This window comes from Burkholderia sp. Bp9031 (assembly GCF_003857965.1).
Taxonomy (GTDB): domain Bacteria; phylum Pseudomonadota; class Gammaproteobacteria; order Burkholderiales; family Burkholderiaceae; genus Burkholderia; species Burkholderia ambifaria_A.
This window is the reverse complement of the sequence record NZ_QTPW01000001.1, coordinates 251,830-268,535: the sequence shown is the minus strand read 5'-3', so window position 1 is coordinate 268,535 and position 16,706 is coordinate 251,830. Positions and strand designations below refer to the sequence as shown.

Here is a 16,706-nt window from a genome sequence, read left to right as displayed (position 1 = left end):
GCCGCGACAACGCAAAGCGTGGGACCCGAGCAAGCGCTGAAGCGCCGGCTCGGATCGAAAAAGGCGATGGAGACAAGCGATGAAACAAACCCTGCCAGGACTCGCGATGTCGGCGCTCGTGCTCGGCGCCGCGCTGTTCGCGTTTTCGCCGCGCCCGCTGCCGGCGTTCCCGATCACTGCGATCCACGCGGATCGTCTGCAGATCAACGGGCTGGCGAAGGCCGGCACGCGCATCGTCGCGGTCGGCGAACGCGGCGTGATTCTGCTCAGCGACGATGCGGGCCGCCAGTGGCGTCCGGCGTCCGTCATGCCCGACCCGGGCTCGACGCTCACGCAGGTCAGCTTCATCACGCCGACGCTCGGGATCGCGGTCGGCCACGACGGGCGGATCGTGCGCAGCGACGATGCGGGCGTGCATTGGCGCGAGGTCCACATGGACCACACGCATTCCGATCCGCTGCTGTCCGTGTGGGGGAGCGCGAACGGCCCGCTGTTCGCGGCCGGCAGTTTCGGCCAGCTGCTGCGCTCGGACGATGCGGGGCTCACGTGGCAGCCGCTGAAGACGCCGGCGGGCGACCGCCACCTGAACGCGATCGTCGGCGACGGCCACGGCACGCTGCTGATCGCGGGCGAGAGCGGCACGCTGCTGCGCTCGACCGACAACGGCGCGACCTGGGACAAGCTGCCGTCGCCGTACGCAGGCTCGCTGTTCGGCGCGCTGATGCTCGCGAACGGCGACTGGGTCGCGTACGGGATGCGCGGCAACGTGCTGCGCAGCACCGACCGCGGCGCGACCTGGACCCACGTCGACAGCCACGTGCCGGTGTCGTACTTCGGCGCGACCCAGCTTGCCGGCGGCGAACTCGTGCTGGTCGGCCAGGGCGGCGCGATCGTTGCGTCGCACGACGGCGGCCTGACCTTCGACGTGCGCAAGCTCGGCGGCGTGCAGAGCCTCGCGGCCGTGCTCGACATGGGGCGCGGCGCACTGCTGCTCGGCGGCGAAGCCGGCGTCGCGCCGCTTGCCGCGTCGCCGTCCTGACGCGCGATGGCGGTGAGTGCCGCCGCCCGCATCCGTTCGCCTCGCTGCGCCAACCCGCATCGTCCGCATCGTCCGTTCCGACACGAGAAAGCCATGAACGACCTGTCACGTCCCACTGAAACCGTTTCCGCGTCGCGCCTCGCCGCGTTCGTCGAGCGCTGCGCCGACACGATCATCCGGCAGCGCCGGCTGTTGATGCTGCTGTGCGTCGCGGTGACGCTCTCGCTCGGCTTGTCCGCGACGCGCCTGAAGCTCGATCCGGGCTTCAACAAGATGATCCCGATGCAGCACCCGTACATGCAGGTGTTCGAGCGCTACGCGGGCGCGTTCCCCGGCGCGAACACGATCCTCGTCAGCCTGCGCTGGAAGGGCGACGGCGACATCTACAACCGGACGTTCATGGACGCGCTGCGCCATGCGACCGACGACGTGTTCTTCATCCCCGGCGTGAACCGCTCGCGCGTGTTCTCGCTGTTCACGCCGAACGTCCACTACACCGAGGTGACCGAGGCCGGCTTTCGCGGCGACGTGGTCGTGCCGGGCCAGTTCTCGAGCGCGAACCCGGACGATCTCGCGAAGGTGCGCCGCAACGTCGCGCGTTCCGGGCAGATCGGACGCCTCGTCGGCAACGACCTGAAGTCGGCGCTGATCCGCGCGGAACTGCGCGAGACCGATCCGGCCACCGGCAAGCGGCTCGACTACAGCGCGGTCGCGCGCCAGCTCGAGGAAATCCGCGCGCGCTACGCGAAGCAGGGCATCGACGTGAACATCATCGGCTTCGCGAAGCTGGTGGGCGACGTCGAAGCCGGGATCGCCGGCGTGATGGCGTTCTTCGCGCTCGCGTTCCTCGTGACGGCCGCGCTGCTGTTCGCCTATACGCGCTCGCTGAAGACCACCGTGCTGGCACTGGTCGTCGCGCTGCTGCCGGTCGTCTGGCTGCTCGGCGCGCTGCCGCTGCTCGGGCTCGGCATCGACCCGATGTCGATCCTCGTGCCGTTCTTGATCTTCTCGATCGGCGTGTCGCACGCGGTGCAGATGACCAATGCGTGGAAGCAGGCGCTGGTGCGCGGCGCGTCGTCGGTCGACGCCGCGCGCGACGCGTTCCGCAAGCTGTTCGTGCCGGGCACGGTCGCGCTGCTGACCAACGCGCTCGGCTTCATGGTGATCATGCGAATCAGGATCGACATCGTGCGCGAGCTCGGCATCACCGCGTGCCTCGGCGTGCTGCTGATGATCGTCACCAACAAGGTGTTCCTGCCGATCCTGCTGTCGTACACGCGCCTCGAACGCGGCACGCTCGCGCGTGCACAGCGCGCGGCGGCGGCCGGCGGCAGCGGGAGATGGTCGCGCTTCGCGCTGTTCGCGCGGCCGGCGCCGGCGCTCGGCGTGTTCGCGGTGGCGCTCGCGCTGCTCGCGTACGGCACGCTCGAATCGCGCAGGCTGGAGATCGGCGACATCGGCACCGGCGCGCCGGAGCTGCGCGCGAACTCGCGCTACAACATCGACAACGCGGCGATCACGCACCAGTACAACATCGGCGTCGACGTGCTGTCGGTGATCGTCGAGACCACCGGTTTCGACGACGCCTGCCTGCATTACCCGGTGATGAGCGCAATCGAGAAGTTCGAGATGACCATGCGCGGCGTGGCCGGCGTGCAGTCGGTGACGAGCGTCGCGTCGCAGGGCAAGGTGTTCATCGCCGCGTTCAACGAAGGCAACCCGCGCTGGGCCGCGCTACCGCGCTCCAGCGACGGGCTCACGCAGGGTTCCAACGCGTTCGACCCCGACAACGGGATGAACACCGCGAACTGCAAGGCGATCCAGGTGCTGATCTACACGCAGAACCACGAAGGCACGACCATCGCGCACATCGTCGACGAGATCAAGCGCTACGCGGCCGAGAACCCGACGCCGAACGTCGCGTTCCGGCTGGCCGGCGGCAACGTCGGCGTGATGGCGGCGACCAACGAGGCGGTCGGCGACGCGGAGATCGCGATGCTGCTGTCGATCTTCGGTGCGATCGCGCTGCTCTGCGCGGTCACGTTCCGCTCGTGGCGCGCGGTGCTGTGCATCATCGTGCCGCTCACGCTCGTGTCGATCCTGTGCAATGCGGTGATGGCGCGGCTCGGCATCGGGCTGAAGGTCGCGACGCTGCCGGTGATCACGCTCGGCGTGGGCGTGGGCGTCGACTACGGGATCTACCTGTACGAACGCCTGCAGCACGACATCCGCCACGGCGCGACGCTGCCGGACGCGTTCGCCGATGCGATGCGCCAGCGCGGCACGGCGGCGCTGTTCACGGCCGTCACGATGTTCATCGGCGTCGGCACGTGGGCGTTCTCCGCGCTGAAGTTCCAGGTCGACATGGGCGTGCTGCTCGCGTTCATGTTCCTCGTGAACCTGTTCGGCGCGGTGTTCCTGCTGCCCGCGCTGGCCGCATGGCTTGGCGTCGAGCGCGCCGAGCGCCGCGTGTCGCGCGAGCCGCAACCCTCGTCGCCGCAGGCCACGCCGGCACCGGCGCTCAAGCCGACGCGCACGCTCGAACCCGGCAATCCGGTGCGCTGAGCGACGCAATCCCCGATTACCCCGGTGCGCGGCGGGCCGCCGCGCGTCCCCCAAAAAGGAGTCAACCCGCATGTCCGCACGCCCCTACAAGATCGAAGCCCAGCCGCTCGCGCAGCGCTATGCGCGCGGCTGGCACTGCCTCGGGCTCGCCCGCGACTACAAGGACGGCAAGCCGCACACGCTGAACGTCTTCGGCCGCAAGCTCGCCGCGTTCGCCGACTCGACCGGCAGGATCAACGTCGTCGACGCGTATTGCCCGCACATGGGCGCCGACCTGAGCCTCGGCACGGTCGAAGGCGACAACCTCGTCTGCCCGTTCCACGGTTGGGCATGGAGCGGCGAAGGGCAGTGCGCGTCGATCCCGTATTGCAAGCGGATCCCGCCGAAGGCGCGCATTGGCGCGTGGTCGACCTGCGAGGAGAACAACCTGCTGTTCGTGTGGAACGATCCGGAAGGCAATGCACCGCCGCCGGAAGTCGCGATTCCGCGCCTCGACGTGTGCTTTTCCGACGAATGGTCGGACTGGGTCGTCGACAAGATGGTGATCCACGCGAACTGCCGCGAACTGGTCGACAACATCTCGGATGTCGCGCACTTCGCGACCGTGCACCACGCGCCGATCGACTATTTCGCGAACCTGTTCGAGGACCACAAGGCGACGCAGCTGATGGTGGGCCGCAGCGCGAAGCTCGGCGGCGACAGCCTGACTGCGCTGTCGACGTATTTCGGGCCGGCCGTGCACATCACGCAGATGACGGGGCAGAGCAACGGGCAGCCGATCCATTCGGTGCTGCTGAACTGCCACGTGCCGATCGACATGAACAGCTTCGAGCTGCGCTACGGCGTGATCGTGAAGAAGGTGGCCGGCCTCGGCGACGAGCAGAACATGGAGATCGCGAACGCGTACGTGAAGGAAGCGCAGCGTGCGTTCTACGAGGACGTCGATATCTGGCACAGCAAGACGCGCATCGACAACCCGCTGCTGTGCGAAGGCGACGGGCCGCTGTACCAGATGCGCGACTGGTATTCCCAGTTCTATCTGGACGCGGCCGACGTGCGGCCGTCGAGCGTCGCGCGCAAGGCGTTCGAGATGAAGATCCGCGACGGCGAGACGCCGCCGCCGCTGCATCACGTGTTCGAACCGCAGTAACCAACGGCGAAGCGCGGCGAAAAAAGGGGCGCATCGTTGCGCCTCCCGATCGCCGCCCACGCCCGCCAGGCAAGGCGCGCGCGCTGCCGCGCGCGTGCGCCGCACCGAAAGAGCTTGACGGATCGGCCTGCACCGCGTAGTGTCCGAGACCGAAGTCTTCAAGAAGTTCGATTGCTCATCATTGGCCGCACGCTGTGTGGCAGTCGTTGGTCTCTCCCTCTTTTGATTCTTTCTGTGTCCGTCAGGGCGCATGTTCAATTATTCGTATTAAGGAAGTATTTGTGGATACCGGTACCGTCAAGTGGTTCAACGAAACCAAGGGCTTTGGTTTCATCTCCCCGGACAACGGCGGCGACGATCTGTTCGCCCATTTCTCGGAAATTCGCGGCACGGGCTTCAAGACCCTGGCCGAAGGCCAGAAGGTCAGCTACGAAGTGAAGCGTGGCCCGAAGGGTCTGCAAGCGTCGAACATCACGCCGCAGTAAGCCGCGTCGGCAACGGCCGCCGAGTGGCGGCCGCTGCCGGACGGATTTCGCGCGGATGCCGGCCCGAGCCGGCGTCCTGCGCGTTCCGACGCACACGACCGATGCATCGCGGGATTCACGATGCATCGGTCGTGTGCTTCCCTCACTCATCGCAGGTCCGTACGACGTGCGATCCAACGCCCTCGCGAAGCGCTCGCCGCATCGCCAGCGGCTCATGCTGCACCCGAGTAGACCGTCGCCATGCCACATGCGGCGCGGTCCCGACTTTGCGCGGTGCTGATCGCACCGCCGCCACCGACCGCCCGACCGCCGCAATGTGCCGGGCTCCGATTGCAAGACGGGCCCGTCGCCCGTCTGAACGGTCTGAACGAATGGATATCCCGGCATCCCGCCGGCCGCCGTCCCGTTGCGGGGCACGGCGCCGATGAGTTCGCCGCGGCCGCGGTCATTCACCTTGTCTGGAGGAATTGGTTTGGCAAAAGAAGAACTGCTGGAACTGGACGGAATCGTCGACGAAGTGCTGCCGGACAGCAAATACCGCGTCACGCTGGAAAACGGCGTCGTGGTCGGCGCGTACGCGTCGGGCCGCATGCGCAAGAACCACATCCGCATTCTCGCGGGCGACCGCGTGACGCTGGAACTGTCGGTGTACGACCTGACGAAGGGGCGCATCAACTTCCGCCACAAGGACGCGAACTCGCCGCGTCCGCCGCGCACCGGGCAACCGCGTCGCTAAGCAGTAACGGTCGGGCGCGCAACGCTGCTCCGATCGACCCGGTCCGGCCGTCTCATGCGGCTGGGCACACCGGATGGACGGCGCGGTTCGCGCCGTTCGTCGGTCGCCGGCGGCGGTGCAGTGCCGCGGCGGCCAACGTTTTCTCCTCCGACCGCGCTGCGTGTACGACGCTCAAGCGGTCGCGTCCCGCAGGAAATCCTCGATGAGCGTCGCGAAATACGGCGGACATTCCTGCTGACTTCCGGGTCGTCGCGCACCCTCCCGCCGCTGGAATCGGTTGCCACCGCACCCGGCGCTTTTCAATGTCTTCAGTCGCATTCAGCGCACCAACGACCGTGACGGGCGGTGCGCAGTCGCGGCCGTACAGCGCGACGTGTCACGCTGCCTGTCGCGCGCGCCGCACGCTGAGCGCCGACGCGGCCGCGCCCGTCAACTGAACCACCGCGCCGGCGAACATCGCCGCGCGCAAGCCGGCCGTGCCGCCGTGTGCGGCGGCGAACAGCGTACCGAGCATCGCGATCCCGAGCGTCGCACCGGTCATCCGCGCGACGTTGACGAGCGCGCTTGCGGTGCCCGAACGTGCGGCTTCGACCGCGCCGACGGCGACGGTCATCAACGGGCCGGTCGCGATGCCCATGCCGAGCCCGGTCAACGCAAGCCCGATTTCGGCGCCGATCAGATCCGGCGAACCGGCCGACGCGCCGATCACGGCGAGCCCGCTCGCGATCACCGCGACCCCGCCGGCCGTCGTCGCGCGCGTGCCGACGCGCTCCGACAGCGGCCCCGAGCAGGGCGACACGACGACGAACACGAGCGCCATCGGCAGTAGCGCGAGGCCCGCGCCGGTCGAATCGAGCCGGCCGATGCTCTGCCACGTCAGCGGCAGCAGGAACAGCACGCCGTACATCCCGAACGTCATCCCGGTGGTCGCGGCGATCGCGCCGCGAAACGCGCCGATCCGGAAGATGTCGAGCGGCACCAGTGCGGCCGCACCGTGGCGCCGCTCGATCACGATGAAGGCGACCAACGACACGATCGCCAGGCATCCGGCGATCGCGCATGAGGCCGGCGAATCGCGGAACACGATCGCCGCATACGCGAGCGCGCCGAGCGAGAGGGCGCCCGTGAGTTGTGCTCCGCCGTCGAAGTGCCTGCCGCGCGGATCGGACGATTCCGGCACGGCGGGGATCGAGAGCAGCATCGCGGCGATGCTCAACGGCACGACCACGAAGAAGATGCTGCGCCAGCCGAAGTGCCGGATCAACACGCCGCCGAGCGTCGGGCCGATCGCCATGGCCACGCCGTTGCATGCGGCCCAGATGCCGAGCGCGCGGCCGCGCTCGACCGGGTCGCGCCACACGACGCGCACGATCGCGAGCGACGCGGGCAGCATCAGCGCCGCGCCGACGCCGGCCAGCGCGCGTGCGCCGATCAGCACCGCCACCGACGGCGCGAGCGCGCACAGCAGCGACGCGACGGTGAAGAGGGCTGTGCCGGCCATGAAGATGCGGCGCCGGCCGAGCAGGTCGGCGAGCAGGCCGCCGGTCAGCAGCAGCACCGCGTAAGTGAGGTTGTAGCTGTCGACGACCCATTGCAATGCGCCGACGCCCGCGTGGAAATAGTCGCCGATCGCACGCGTCGCGAGATTGACGACGGCCGTGTCGACCTGCGCCACGAGCACGGCGAGGCAGAGGGTCAGAAGGGTCGCGCTGCGACGTTTGAAAATGATGAGGAAACCGGGGGCGGGCACGATGGGGCGTTCCGGATGCGTCAAATGGATCAACCTACTCCGGACCTGCTGACAACGGCCTGTCAGTAGCCGGTGAATCGAATCGCACGGTACCCGCATCGAATCTCCATCCATTCCGCTGGGTTTTGCTGCGACGAGGGCTCCACTAATGGCAGCTTTGCTGCGGCCAGGTTGAATTCCCGGTCAACATCTTGCCCGGTGCGTGCGGCCGTCGCGAACGCCGGTCACTTTCCCTCGCGCCTGCGTCGGCCATCAGATCGACGGATATCGCGCTGTTCCGCTTGCGGCACAGCGAGGTCGTTGTTGCAATGCGGAATTTCCATGGTCAAAACCGAGTAGTGCCGTGCTTTTTAAGTGCGGTGGGGCATTTCCCTCATCCGGATTGAAATTTAGTACGGGTACTAATATTTAATTTGTTTCGAATTGAAAACTAATTAATTAATCTCAAAATAAGGATGGAAATCATCTGAATTGGTGTTGACGCGTCGCGCTCGGGAAAAATAGAATTCGTCGCCAATAAGATTCGTTTTGATTTTTAGTGAATTTTTGCCATTTCTGGTGAAACAGAAGATTGGCTTTTGGATCAATTTATTTTTCGAATCCCCGGGTTCTGCTCATTTCACGAGCACGGTTTTATCGTGTGGCCAAATTGACCGGTCCATTCCGTATGGATTCGTCGTGCCCATTCAAACTGAAGCGATGGAGGCGCACCAATGGAAGAAAGAAAAGAATCTCCGCTGGCAACGGCATCGAATGTCTACTTCGGCCCATCCGCGCAAAGGAAATGGCTGGGACGCGGCGCTCCACGCGATGTGGATGTCGTTCTGCTGACGCATCCTCGCGACCGAGCCGATGTCGTACGGATGTTTCCATGGGCCGGCACGCTCGACGACGACGCACTGGCTGATTTGCTGGACTGTCTGCAGCCCGTTTATGGCGAGATCATCGAGGCGAAAGACATCAACATCGGAATCCTCTTCCTGCCTATTCTTGCGGAAGACATGATCGACCCCAGAAAGCGGGCATCCAGCCGCAACCGCATGAAGAAGGAGGGGCTGACCAAGGCAGCCGCAATGGGCGCGCGGCACGTCTGCCTGGGCGGTCTGACCGGGGCGCTGACGCAATACGGCCGCCGCATCGAAGCGCACTCGAGGGAACTCGGTATCGAATTGACGACCGGCCATGCGGTGACGTCGGTCTCGATCGTCCGTCAGTTCGACAAGGCACTGTCCGAGTCGGGGTTGAACGGGAACGACGTCGTCCTTGCCATTCTCGGCGTCGGTAGTGTGGGCGCGGGGGTGGCCAGGCTGCTGGCGCACTCGCCGCGGGTAACGCGGCCGGCGGAACTGATCCTGGTGGACACGCTGCAACAGCAGGACCGGGTTCGCGCCCTGGCGGAGGAATTGGCGGCATGTTCGCCGATGCGGGTTTCGGTAGAGGCGCTTCCGACGCGTTACGCGTTGCCGGATGGCAGCCGGTGCTATCGCGATGCCAACGTAATCGTCAGCGCGGTCAGCACGCCATCCATCCTCGATATCGACCTCGTGCGCGCCGGCACGATCCTGATCGACGACAGCCAGCCTTATTGCTGGGATCGCAACGCAGCGTGGGCGCGCGTGCGGGTACGTGGAGACATCCTCCCATGCGATGCGGGGCTTGTCGACGTAGGCGAGATCGCATACCGGTCATACTTTCCGTTTGATTTTGCCGACGATGTCGGACACGGCAGCGTCGTTTCATGGTCGTGCCTCGCCGAGGGGCTGTTGCGCGCGAGTCTGCCGCAGCTCGCGAGCAATATCGGCGAGGCCGATGTGGCGCAACTGCTTGCCTACGAGCGTGCGTTCGACGACATGAAATTCGGAATTCCGCCGCTCCAATGCGGAAAGCATCTGCTGGATGTCGCCGCTTTCCGCCGCTTTTTGCGCGATGCGGCCGGACCGTCCGGCGTTCGGGGAGGTCGTCCGTGAAAACGTTTCCGATCCATCGCGGATGCAACCAGTGCGGGATGCCGTTGCACTACGACGCGCTGATGAACGGCACCGATGCCGACGAGGCCGTTGCATCTGGGCTATGCGCACACTGTTCGAGCATGCAGTCTGTCCGACGCACGGAATACGAACCGGATGCCGATCATGAATGGTTGCTCGACGCGATCATTTCCGCTGCGGACGGCGAGCGCACCTGGCGTCACAAGGCGCTCTCCGTCGCCAAACGCGTGCCGATCGTCGGCGACGGCAGTCTAGGGGCGGCAGCGGCCATGCTCGATTCGATACCGACACGTGAGCCGCGCTCGACCTATGCCGCAATGGTGCTCTACAGCGGCGGCAAGGACAGCACCTACATGCTGGTTCAACTCGCCGAGAAAGGGCTGAATGTTTGCGCGTGGATGCTCGATCCCGGTTATCAGTCACCGCAGACCCTCGAGAGCGCGCGGCGCGTTACCGAGAAGCTCGGTATTCCGCTAGTCATCGAGCGCCCCGACAAAGCGCTCACGGATGCGCTGTTCCGATCGGGATTCTCGATAGACGAAAATTCGGATGTCGATCTGCAGAAAGGGGCAATGACGTACGGCTCCGCGTGCTGGCCGTGTTTTTCGTTGATCGCAGTCAGTGCGAGCGCATTCGCGAATCGCCATCGCATCCCGCTCTGCTTCATCGGCACGCAGAAAGGGCAGAACCGGTTGAATCTCGAAGGTACGGGCGTGTTGTCCGCGCGGGCATTGCCCAAGGTCAACGATCTCGTTGCCAAGTTCGTGCAGCCATTCCGCAAAGTGATTCCGGACCACTCGGGTTCGCTGGACGCGGATCCAGACGACATCCGGTTTCCGACCGTGCTCGTGCCGTACTACGAACTGATACGAAAGCCCGCGCGGGAGATCCAGATTGCGCATATCGAGCGATATGACTGGATTCTCCCGAAAAACACGGGCGCTTGCAGTTCGAACTGCATGATCAACGAGTTGGGCCGGGCGGTCATGCGTTCGAGGTTCGGTTTCGATCTGTATCAGGTGATCGACGCGAACGAACGTCGGCTCGGTCACGCGCCGGATCGGGCGGCGTCCAGCTCACCCGATCCTGCCATCGTGCGTCTCGGCGCGACGATGCTCGGCTTGAGCGAGCAGGAGGCCGCCGAATTCGGCGTGACGATTCGAAAGGGAAATCACGATGCGTAACCTGAGCGAAACCGAAGCGTACTCCTTTGCCGATCACTTCCTGAGCCGCGCCGTCTTCACGCTTTCACGCGTCGTGGGCGTGAAGAACATCACGCGACCCTTCTGGAACCGCTGGCGTGCGGCGCTGTTCGACCAGAACACGCTGGATCGCTTTCTTGCCGCGTTGCATGGTCTTTCCGACTGGCCGACGAAGGGAATGGAATTCCTGCGCGACGAGATTCGGCAGGTCGAGGCGATGCTGCCCAGAATGTCCGACGAGGAGGCCATCGCGCACTATCGGCGGCTGTCCTTCCTTGCCCATCTGGTCCAGTGGGGGTGTCTGCCGCTTTCGGATGCGAAGATGGCGGCCTATCGGCATTGTCGCGACTTCTACGTCCTGGCTGAACGTCGGGCATTCGGCGCGCGATTCGCCCGTCTGCGCGTCGACTGGAAACACAAGCCGATGTGGGCGAATTTGCATTTTCCCGAGACGCCGCTGCCGTCGGGGAAGATCCCGTTGATCGTAATCGTGCACGGCATGGACGACGTCAAGGAGGAGCACCTCGCGAGCGAGCTGCTGTTTTCGGAAGCGGGTTTCGCCGTGCTGTGCATTGATGGACCAGGGCAAGGCGAAGCCTTTCTGCTTGACGGTGCGACATGGCCCGAGAACTTCGACGAGGCGATCGTCGCGGCCGTCGACGCGTTGAGCGACTATCCGCAGATCGATACGGAAGGCTATGCCATTGCCGGCATCAGTTGGGGCGGCATGTGGGCTTACAAGATCGCCGCAATCGACCCGCGCGTGAGCGCGATTCTCGATCTGGGCGGCCCTGTCGACGCACGCGAATTCAACAAGCTGCCGTTCTTCCTGAAAAGCAAGTTTTGCCAGATTCTCGGCATTACGTCGGTCAGCGACGCTCGAACCGTGGCGGATCACTTCGCCATTCGTGACGTCGCGATGCTCGAAAACATCCGCGCTCGCGTCCATATCGTTCATGGCGGACGCGACCCGCTTGTTTCGGTGGCGGACAAGACATGGCTGCGCGATACCTTGAACGGGCTCGGGCGGTCCGACGGCGTCAGACTGACACTGTTCGCCGACGGCGACCATTGCTGTACGCAATACGTGACGGAGGTCCGACGGGCGGCAGCCGCCGATTTTCTCGACGCGTACATGCAGCGCATCGGCGCGCGATACCAGTCTGATCGTCGTCTGCCGCACGCATAGACGTTCGTCGCATACACCGGTGCTACATCAGGTTTCTTCATTATGGAACGCATCACGCTCATGCCCCCGTGGGTCGGGTACGGCTTCGTTTGCGCGTGCCTCTTGACCGCGGGCTGTACAAAATCGCAGGAAACTTATCACGGCTATATCGAAGGGCAGTTTTCCTATTTGTCGGCGCCGTACTCCGGGAACCTGAAGACTCTGCGCGTGGCACGCGGCGACCGTGTCGAAGCTGGCGCTGTCGTCTTCGAGATCGGCGCTCCAGACCTGGAACAGGCAATCAAGCGCCAGTATCACCAGTGGCAATCGTCGCTGGACCTGCTCGGCGACCTGGAACAAGGCAAGCGTTCATCGGAAATCGATACGGTGAAGGCACAGCTCGAACAGGCACGGGCGAGCGCCGTTCTTTCAACGCGTCGGCTCGCCCGTGCCGAAGCCGACTACGGGATACATGCGATCTCGCTCGATCAGCTCGAACGCGAGCGTGCGGCCGCCCGAACGGACAATGCGCGAGTCAGCGAGCTTGCCAGCCAACTGAAGACTGCGCGCTTGCCGGCACGAGACGGTCAGCAGCGTTCACAACGACAGAGCGCCGACGCACTGCAGGCCGAATACGAACGGCTCCAGACGCAATACCGGCAACGGTCCGTGCAGGCTCCCGGAACGGGTGTCGTCGTCGATACGTTTTTTACGCCGGGTGAGTGGGTCGTTGCCGGCAACCCGGTGGTCAAGGTTCTCGTCGATCGCAATACGAAGGTGCGCTTCTTCGTGCCTGAGACCGCTCTGGCCAATCTGCGCGTCGGTCATGTCGTGACCCTGGCATGCGACGGGTGCGAACGCGGCTATTCGGCGACGATCAGCCATATCTCGCCGGACGCGGAATATACACCGCCTGTCATCTACAGCAATGACGCGCGTTCGAAGCTCGTGTTTCTCGTCGAGGCGCAGCCTGACACCGTTGCGGCGCGCAGTCTGCATCCCGGCTTGCCGATCGAGGTGACGCCATGAACGGGGCGACGCCGTTGATCGATGTGCATGAGCTGAACAAGCATTTCGGCACACGGCACGTCGTCAAGAACCTGAGCCTACAGGTCGGCCGTGGCGAGATATTCGGCTTTCTCGGTCCGAACGGGAGCGGCAAGACGACCTCGTTACGCATGATGTGCGGACTGCTGACGCCGGACTCCGGCAGCGGGACCTGCCTCGGATTCGACATCCTGACGGAACGCCAGGAGATCAAGCGGCGCGTCGGCTACATGACGCAGCGCTTTTCGTACTGGGAGGACCTGACAGTGCGGGAGAACCTCGACTTTGTCGCCCGATTGTATGCAATCGACGCACGAAAGGAACGCGTCGCGCGGATCCTCGCCGAGATGGGGCTGGAGTCGCGCTCGAATCAGCTGGCCGGCTCATTGTCGGGCGGCTGGAAGCAGCGCGTGGCGCTTGCCGCTGCGCTGCTGCAGTCGCCCGAACTGCTGCTGCTCGACGAACCGACGGCCGGTGTCGACCCGGGCGTGCGCAGGGAGTTCTGGGAGGAACTGCACCGCCTGGCCGCACGCGGCATTTCTGTGCTCGTCAGCACGCACTATATGGACGAGGCCGAGCGTTGCCACAAGCTGGCCTACATCTCGTACGGCACGCTGCTGGCACACGGCGAAGCCGATGAGCTCGTCCGGCGGCATGCACTCCACACCTGGTCGGTGTCGGGGGGCGATCTCGTACGTTTGAACGATCGGCTAAAGGGCCGACCGGGCGTCGAGCAGGTGATTGCGTTCGGGCGTGCGCTGCACGTATCGGGGCGCGACGGCGCCGTACTCGGTGAGAGTCTCGAAGCGGTCGGCGGCAATGGCATCGAGATCCACAGAATCGACACGAATCTCGAACACGTTTTCCTGCATTTGATGAAGGACGCATCCGGGGAGCCTGGCTGATCATGATCGGATTCTCGGTTTCCCGCTGGTGGAGCATGGTGACGAAAGAGTTCCTGCAGATCCGCCGCGATCGCGTGACGCTTGGAATGATCGCTGTGTTGCCGATCGTACAGCTGGCATTGTTTGGCTTTGCGATCAACAGCGACCCAAAGCATCTTCCGACGATCGTACTCGCGGACGACGCAAGTGAATTTTCGCGATCGCTCGTCGCCGGGATGCGCAATACGGGCTATTTCGATGTCCGGGACGGCTTGTTTTCCGAACGGGCGGCACGTGACGCCCTGCAAAAGGGAACCGCACAGTTCGTCGTCAGCGTGCCGCACGATTTCTCGCGACGGCTGGTGCGCAGCGAGCATCCGGAAATCCTGGTCGAGGCGGATGCGACCGATCCCGCCGCGACGGGAAATGCGATCGCCGCGTTCAACACGATGGTGCGAACGGTGCTGGACAAGGATCTGACGGGAGTGTTGGCGATAACCGCGCCACCGCACGCGTTCTCGGCCCGTGTGCACAAGATCTACAATCCGGCCGGCGTTACGCAGTACAACATCATTCCGGGATTGATGGGCGTCATCCTGTCGATGACGATGGTCATGATGACGAGTCTTGCCATTACGCGTGAACGTGAACGCGGCACGATCGAAAACATCCTTGCGTCACCGGCAACATCCATCGAGGTGATCTGCGGAAAAATCGTTCCGTACATCCTGATCGGCGTCCTGCAGTGCACGATTATCCTGCTGGCGGCCCGATTCGTATTCAGCGTTCCATTCGAAGGCAATCCCGCAACCGTCTACTGCCTCGCGTCGTTGCTGATCCTCGCGAACCTGATGGTCGGCATCGCCATCTCGTCGGTCGCACGGAATCAGTTGCAGGCGATGCAGATGACGTTCTTCTATTTCCTGCCGAGCGTCTTGCTCTCGGGATTCATGTTTCCGTTTTCAGGTATGCCGGGCTGGGCGCGGCTGGTCGGCAACGGCCTGCCACTGACGTATTTCAACAGGGCCATTCGCGGTGTTCTCTTGAAGGGAAGCGGATGGAGCGAAATATGGCCCGATGCGTCGGCGATGGTTGTTTTCGCGCTGGTTGCAATGACGATCGGCCTGCTCGCATACCGAACCACACTCGATTGAACGACGATGGCACAACGAACCCGACCTGGCCGCCGCGCTTGCCGCTCGATTGCGGTTCTGCCGATCACGGTTGCGATCGTCGTGGGGCAAGGGTGCAGCCATCCCGCGTTTGTCCCGCGATCCGCGAGCGATCTGGCATTGCCTTCCACATTCATGGGAATGCGCGCCGGTTCGACCGAGCGAGACGGTGTTTCCGCACTTGCCGACGACGATACGCGCTGGTGGTCGCGCTTTGGCTCGCCGGCACTGAATGCGCTTGTCGCGCAGGCGATGGAGGATAGTCCGTCCATACGGAGCGCGGAGTCGCGACTGGTCGAAGCCACGAAGTATCTTGCGGGCCAACGTGGCGCAAGCCGCTATCCGCAGATCGACTTCGGCGCGTCGGTCAGGAAGGAGCAGTTGAATACCGCCTCGGCCGGCCTGCCGATGATTCCGAATCCATCGCCGTTCATGCTCTACAACACGAACGTGAGCGTTCGATACGACTTCGACTTCTTCGGTGCGCAGCACCATCGAATCGCGGCGAAACGGTACGAAGCGGCGCTGAGAAAGCATCAGGCGGACGCGGCACGCCTGACGCTGGCCGGCAATATCGCCGCTGCGGCGGTCCGGGAAGGACGGCTGCGTGACGAAATCGAGCTGAACGAGGTGGTGTTGCGGAACCGGCAAGCCGTTCGACAGACGCTGCACGAACGATATGGAATCGGCAGCGTGGCTTATCGGGAAACGACCGAGGCGGATTCGGACGTCGACCGAATCGAAGCAGACCTGGCGGCATTGCGCGCGGAACTGCTGAAAACTCGGTTCCAACTAGCGGTTTATGCGGGTGTTCCGTCGCCCGAATTGCTGCCACGGTTTCGTCTGGGCGATTTGCAGTTGCCGCGAGACCTGCCGTCGATCGTTCCGTCGGAACTCGTGCGTCAACGGCCCGACATTCTCGCAGCGGAGGCGAGCCTGCATATCGCCGGGGAACTGGCCGGCGTCGCCACGGCGAATCTCTACCCTCGGATCGAGCTGGGTGCGAGCATCGGGTCATCGCCTCTGGTGCTCAACCAGTTGTTCGCAGGCGGAGCGGCGATCTGGAACATGGGTGCCCAGCTAAGCGCACCGCTCTTTCACGGCGGAGAATTGCGTGCGGCGCGGGATGCGGCGTATGCCGCTTACGATGCCACGTTTGAAGAATATCGGAAGGTCGTGCTAGGCGGGTTGCAGAGTGTCGCAGATGCAATGACCGAAATCGATCGCGATACGACTGCGCTGCAGGCCCGCACGGCCGTCGTGCAACGCCAACAGACGGATCTCGAAATGACGCAACGCCAGTTCGAAATCGGCAGCGCCGACCGGCTACGCGTGCTACGCGCCGAGTATGCGTACGATCTGGCGCGGGTCGAGGTGATTCGCCTTCGCGCGGCCAGGATGGCCAGTACGGTTTCATTCTTCGTCGCCGTCGGTGGCGATGTGAATCGTACGCGTTGACGGCAGGCACGCCGGAGCCGCGACTGCTGCGTCTCCGGCCGGAGACTGCCCTATCCCGTGCC

13 protein-coding genes are annotated in these 16,706 nt (G+C 64.3%); 12 read left to right on the top strand and 1 reads right to left on the bottom strand.

Translation table 11 applies throughout. The features are described from left to right. The first annotated feature begins 79 nt into the window (after positions 1–79). The 5 genes from DIE15_RS01200 to infA all read left to right on the top strand — a co-directional run bounded on the left by DIE15_RS01200 (position 80) and on the right by infA (position 5,975). Positions 80–1,039 (top strand): sialidase, encoded by a 960-nt coding sequence (locus tag DIE15_RS01200; protein ID WP_124832094.1) that lies wholly within the window; start codon positions 80–82, stop codon positions 1,037–1,039. Positions 1,040–1,132: 93 nt separating this feature from the next. After that, positions 1,133–3,604 (top strand): RND family transporter, encoded by a 2,472-nt coding sequence (locus DIE15_RS01195; RefSeq protein WP_124832092.1) that lies wholly within the window; start codon positions 1,133–1,135, stop codon positions 3,602–3,604. 70 nt (positions 3,605–3,674) lie between these two features. Beyond that, a complete protein-coding gene (locus tag DIE15_RS01190; protein ID WP_057925078.1) occupies positions 3,675–4,754 on the top strand; it encodes a Rieske 2Fe-2S domain-containing protein in 1,080 nt (359 codons plus the stop codon). Positions 4,755–5,035: 281 nt separating this feature from the next. Further along, positions 5,036–5,239, top strand: a complete 204-nt coding sequence (locus DIE15_RS01185; RefSeq protein ID WP_006751843.1) for a cold-shock protein — start codon at positions 5,036–5,038, stop codon at positions 5,237–5,239. A 472-nt stretch (positions 5,240–5,711) separates the two neighbouring features. Continuing rightward, positions 5,712–5,975: a translation initiation factor IF-1 gene (infA, locus tag DIE15_RS01175; RefSeq protein ID WP_011355053.1), complete on the top strand. Its 264-nt coding sequence runs from the start codon at positions 5,712–5,714 to the stop codon at positions 5,973–5,975. Between the two features lie 376 nt (positions 5,976–6,351). Here infA and DIE15_RS01170 read toward each other — a convergent pair whose 3' ends face one another. Further along, positions 6,352–7,728 carry an MFS transporter gene (locus DIE15_RS01170; RefSeq protein ID WP_409364289.1) on the bottom strand — a complete coding sequence of 459 codons (1,377 nt, stop codon included), beginning with the start codon at positions 7,726–7,728 and terminating at the stop codon, positions 6,352–6,354. A 710-nt stretch (positions 7,729–8,438) separates the two neighbouring features. Between DIE15_RS01170 and DIE15_RS36825 the strand changes: the two genes are divergently transcribed. From DIE15_RS36825 to DIE15_RS01140, 7 genes are read left to right on the top strand one after another with little or no spacing between them, the layout of a single operon-like run. Continuing rightward, complete coding sequence (locus DIE15_RS36825) at positions 8,439–9,692, top strand: hypothetical protein (protein ID WP_185734330.1); 1,254 nt, start codon at positions 8,439–8,441, stop codon at positions 9,690–9,692. A gap of 38 nt (positions 9,693–9,730) precedes the next feature. Further along, positions 9,731–10,897, top strand: a complete 1,167-nt coding sequence (locus DIE15_RS01165; protein WP_185734328.1) for a phosphoadenosine phosphosulfate reductase family protein — start codon at positions 9,731–9,733, stop codon at positions 10,895–10,897. Beyond that, positions 10,890–12,104 carry a S9 family peptidase gene (locus DIE15_RS01160; protein WP_124832084.1) on the top strand — a complete coding sequence of 405 codons (1,215 nt, stop codon included), beginning with the start codon at positions 10,890–10,892 and terminating at the stop codon, positions 12,102–12,104. Before DIE15_RS01165 ends, DIE15_RS01160 begins: the two co-directional genes overlap by 8 nt. Positions 12,105–12,146: 42 nt before the next feature. Continuing rightward, positions 12,147–13,112: an HlyD family secretion protein gene (locus tag DIE15_RS01155; RefSeq protein ID WP_057925082.1), complete on the top strand. Its 966-nt coding sequence runs from the start codon at positions 12,147–12,149 to the stop codon at positions 13,110–13,112. Then, positions 13,109–14,035, top strand: a complete 927-nt coding sequence (locus DIE15_RS01150) for an ABC transporter ATP-binding protein (protein ID WP_124832082.1) — start codon at positions 13,109–13,111, stop codon at positions 14,033–14,035. The genes DIE15_RS01155 and DIE15_RS01150 overlap by 4 nt, the downstream gene beginning before the upstream one ends. A 2-nt stretch (positions 14,036–14,037) precedes the next feature. Then, the gene (locus DIE15_RS01145) at positions 14,038–15,168 is read left to right on the top strand and encodes an ABC transporter permease (protein ID WP_124832080.1); all 1,131 of its coding nucleotides are present in this window, start codon (positions 14,038–14,040) and stop codon (positions 15,166–15,168) included. Between the two features lie 6 nt (positions 15,169–15,174). Continuing rightward, positions 15,175–16,644, top strand: a complete 1,470-nt coding sequence (locus DIE15_RS01140; protein WP_124832078.1) for an efflux transporter outer membrane subunit — start codon at positions 15,175–15,177, stop codon at positions 16,642–16,644. Positions 16,645–16,706: the final 62 nt, after the last annotated feature.

Excerpts from the sequence above, each read along its gene's own strand:
- DIE15_RS01200 (WP_124832094.1), top strand. The coding sequence starts at position 80 with ATGAAACAAACCCTGCCAGGACTCGCGATGTCGGCGCTCGTGCTCGGC.
- DIE15_RS01195 (WP_124832092.1), top strand. The coding sequence starts at position 1,133 with ATGAACGACCTGTCACGTCCCACTGAAACCGTTTCCGCGTCGCGCCTC.
- DIE15_RS01190 (WP_057925078.1), top strand. The coding sequence starts at position 3,675 with ATGTCCGCACGCCCCTACAAGATCGAAGCCCAGCCGCTCGCGCAGCGC.
- DIE15_RS36825 (WP_185734330.1), top strand. The coding sequence starts at position 8,439 with ATGGAAGAAAGAAAAGAATCTCCGCTGGCAACGGCATCGAATGTCTAC.
- DIE15_RS01165 (WP_185734328.1), top strand. The coding sequence starts at position 9,731 with ATGCCGTTGCACTACGACGCGCTGATGAACGGCACCGATGCCGACGAG.
- DIE15_RS01160 (WP_124832084.1), top strand. The coding sequence starts at position 10,890 with ATGCGTAACCTGAGCGAAACCGAAGCGTACTCCTTTGCCGATCACTTC.
- DIE15_RS01155 (WP_057925082.1), top strand. The coding sequence starts at position 12,147 with ATGGAACGCATCACGCTCATGCCCCCGTGGGTCGGGTACGGCTTCGTT.
- DIE15_RS01150 (WP_124832082.1), top strand. The coding sequence starts at position 13,109 with ATGAACGGGGCGACGCCGTTGATCGATGTGCATGAGCTGAACAAGCAT.
- DIE15_RS01145 (WP_124832080.1), top strand. The coding sequence starts at position 14,038 with ATGATCGGATTCTCGGTTTCCCGCTGGTGGAGCATGGTGACGAAAGAG.
- DIE15_RS01140 (WP_124832078.1), top strand. The coding sequence starts at position 15,175 with ATGGCACAACGAACCCGACCTGGCCGCCGCGCTTGCCGCTCGATTGCG.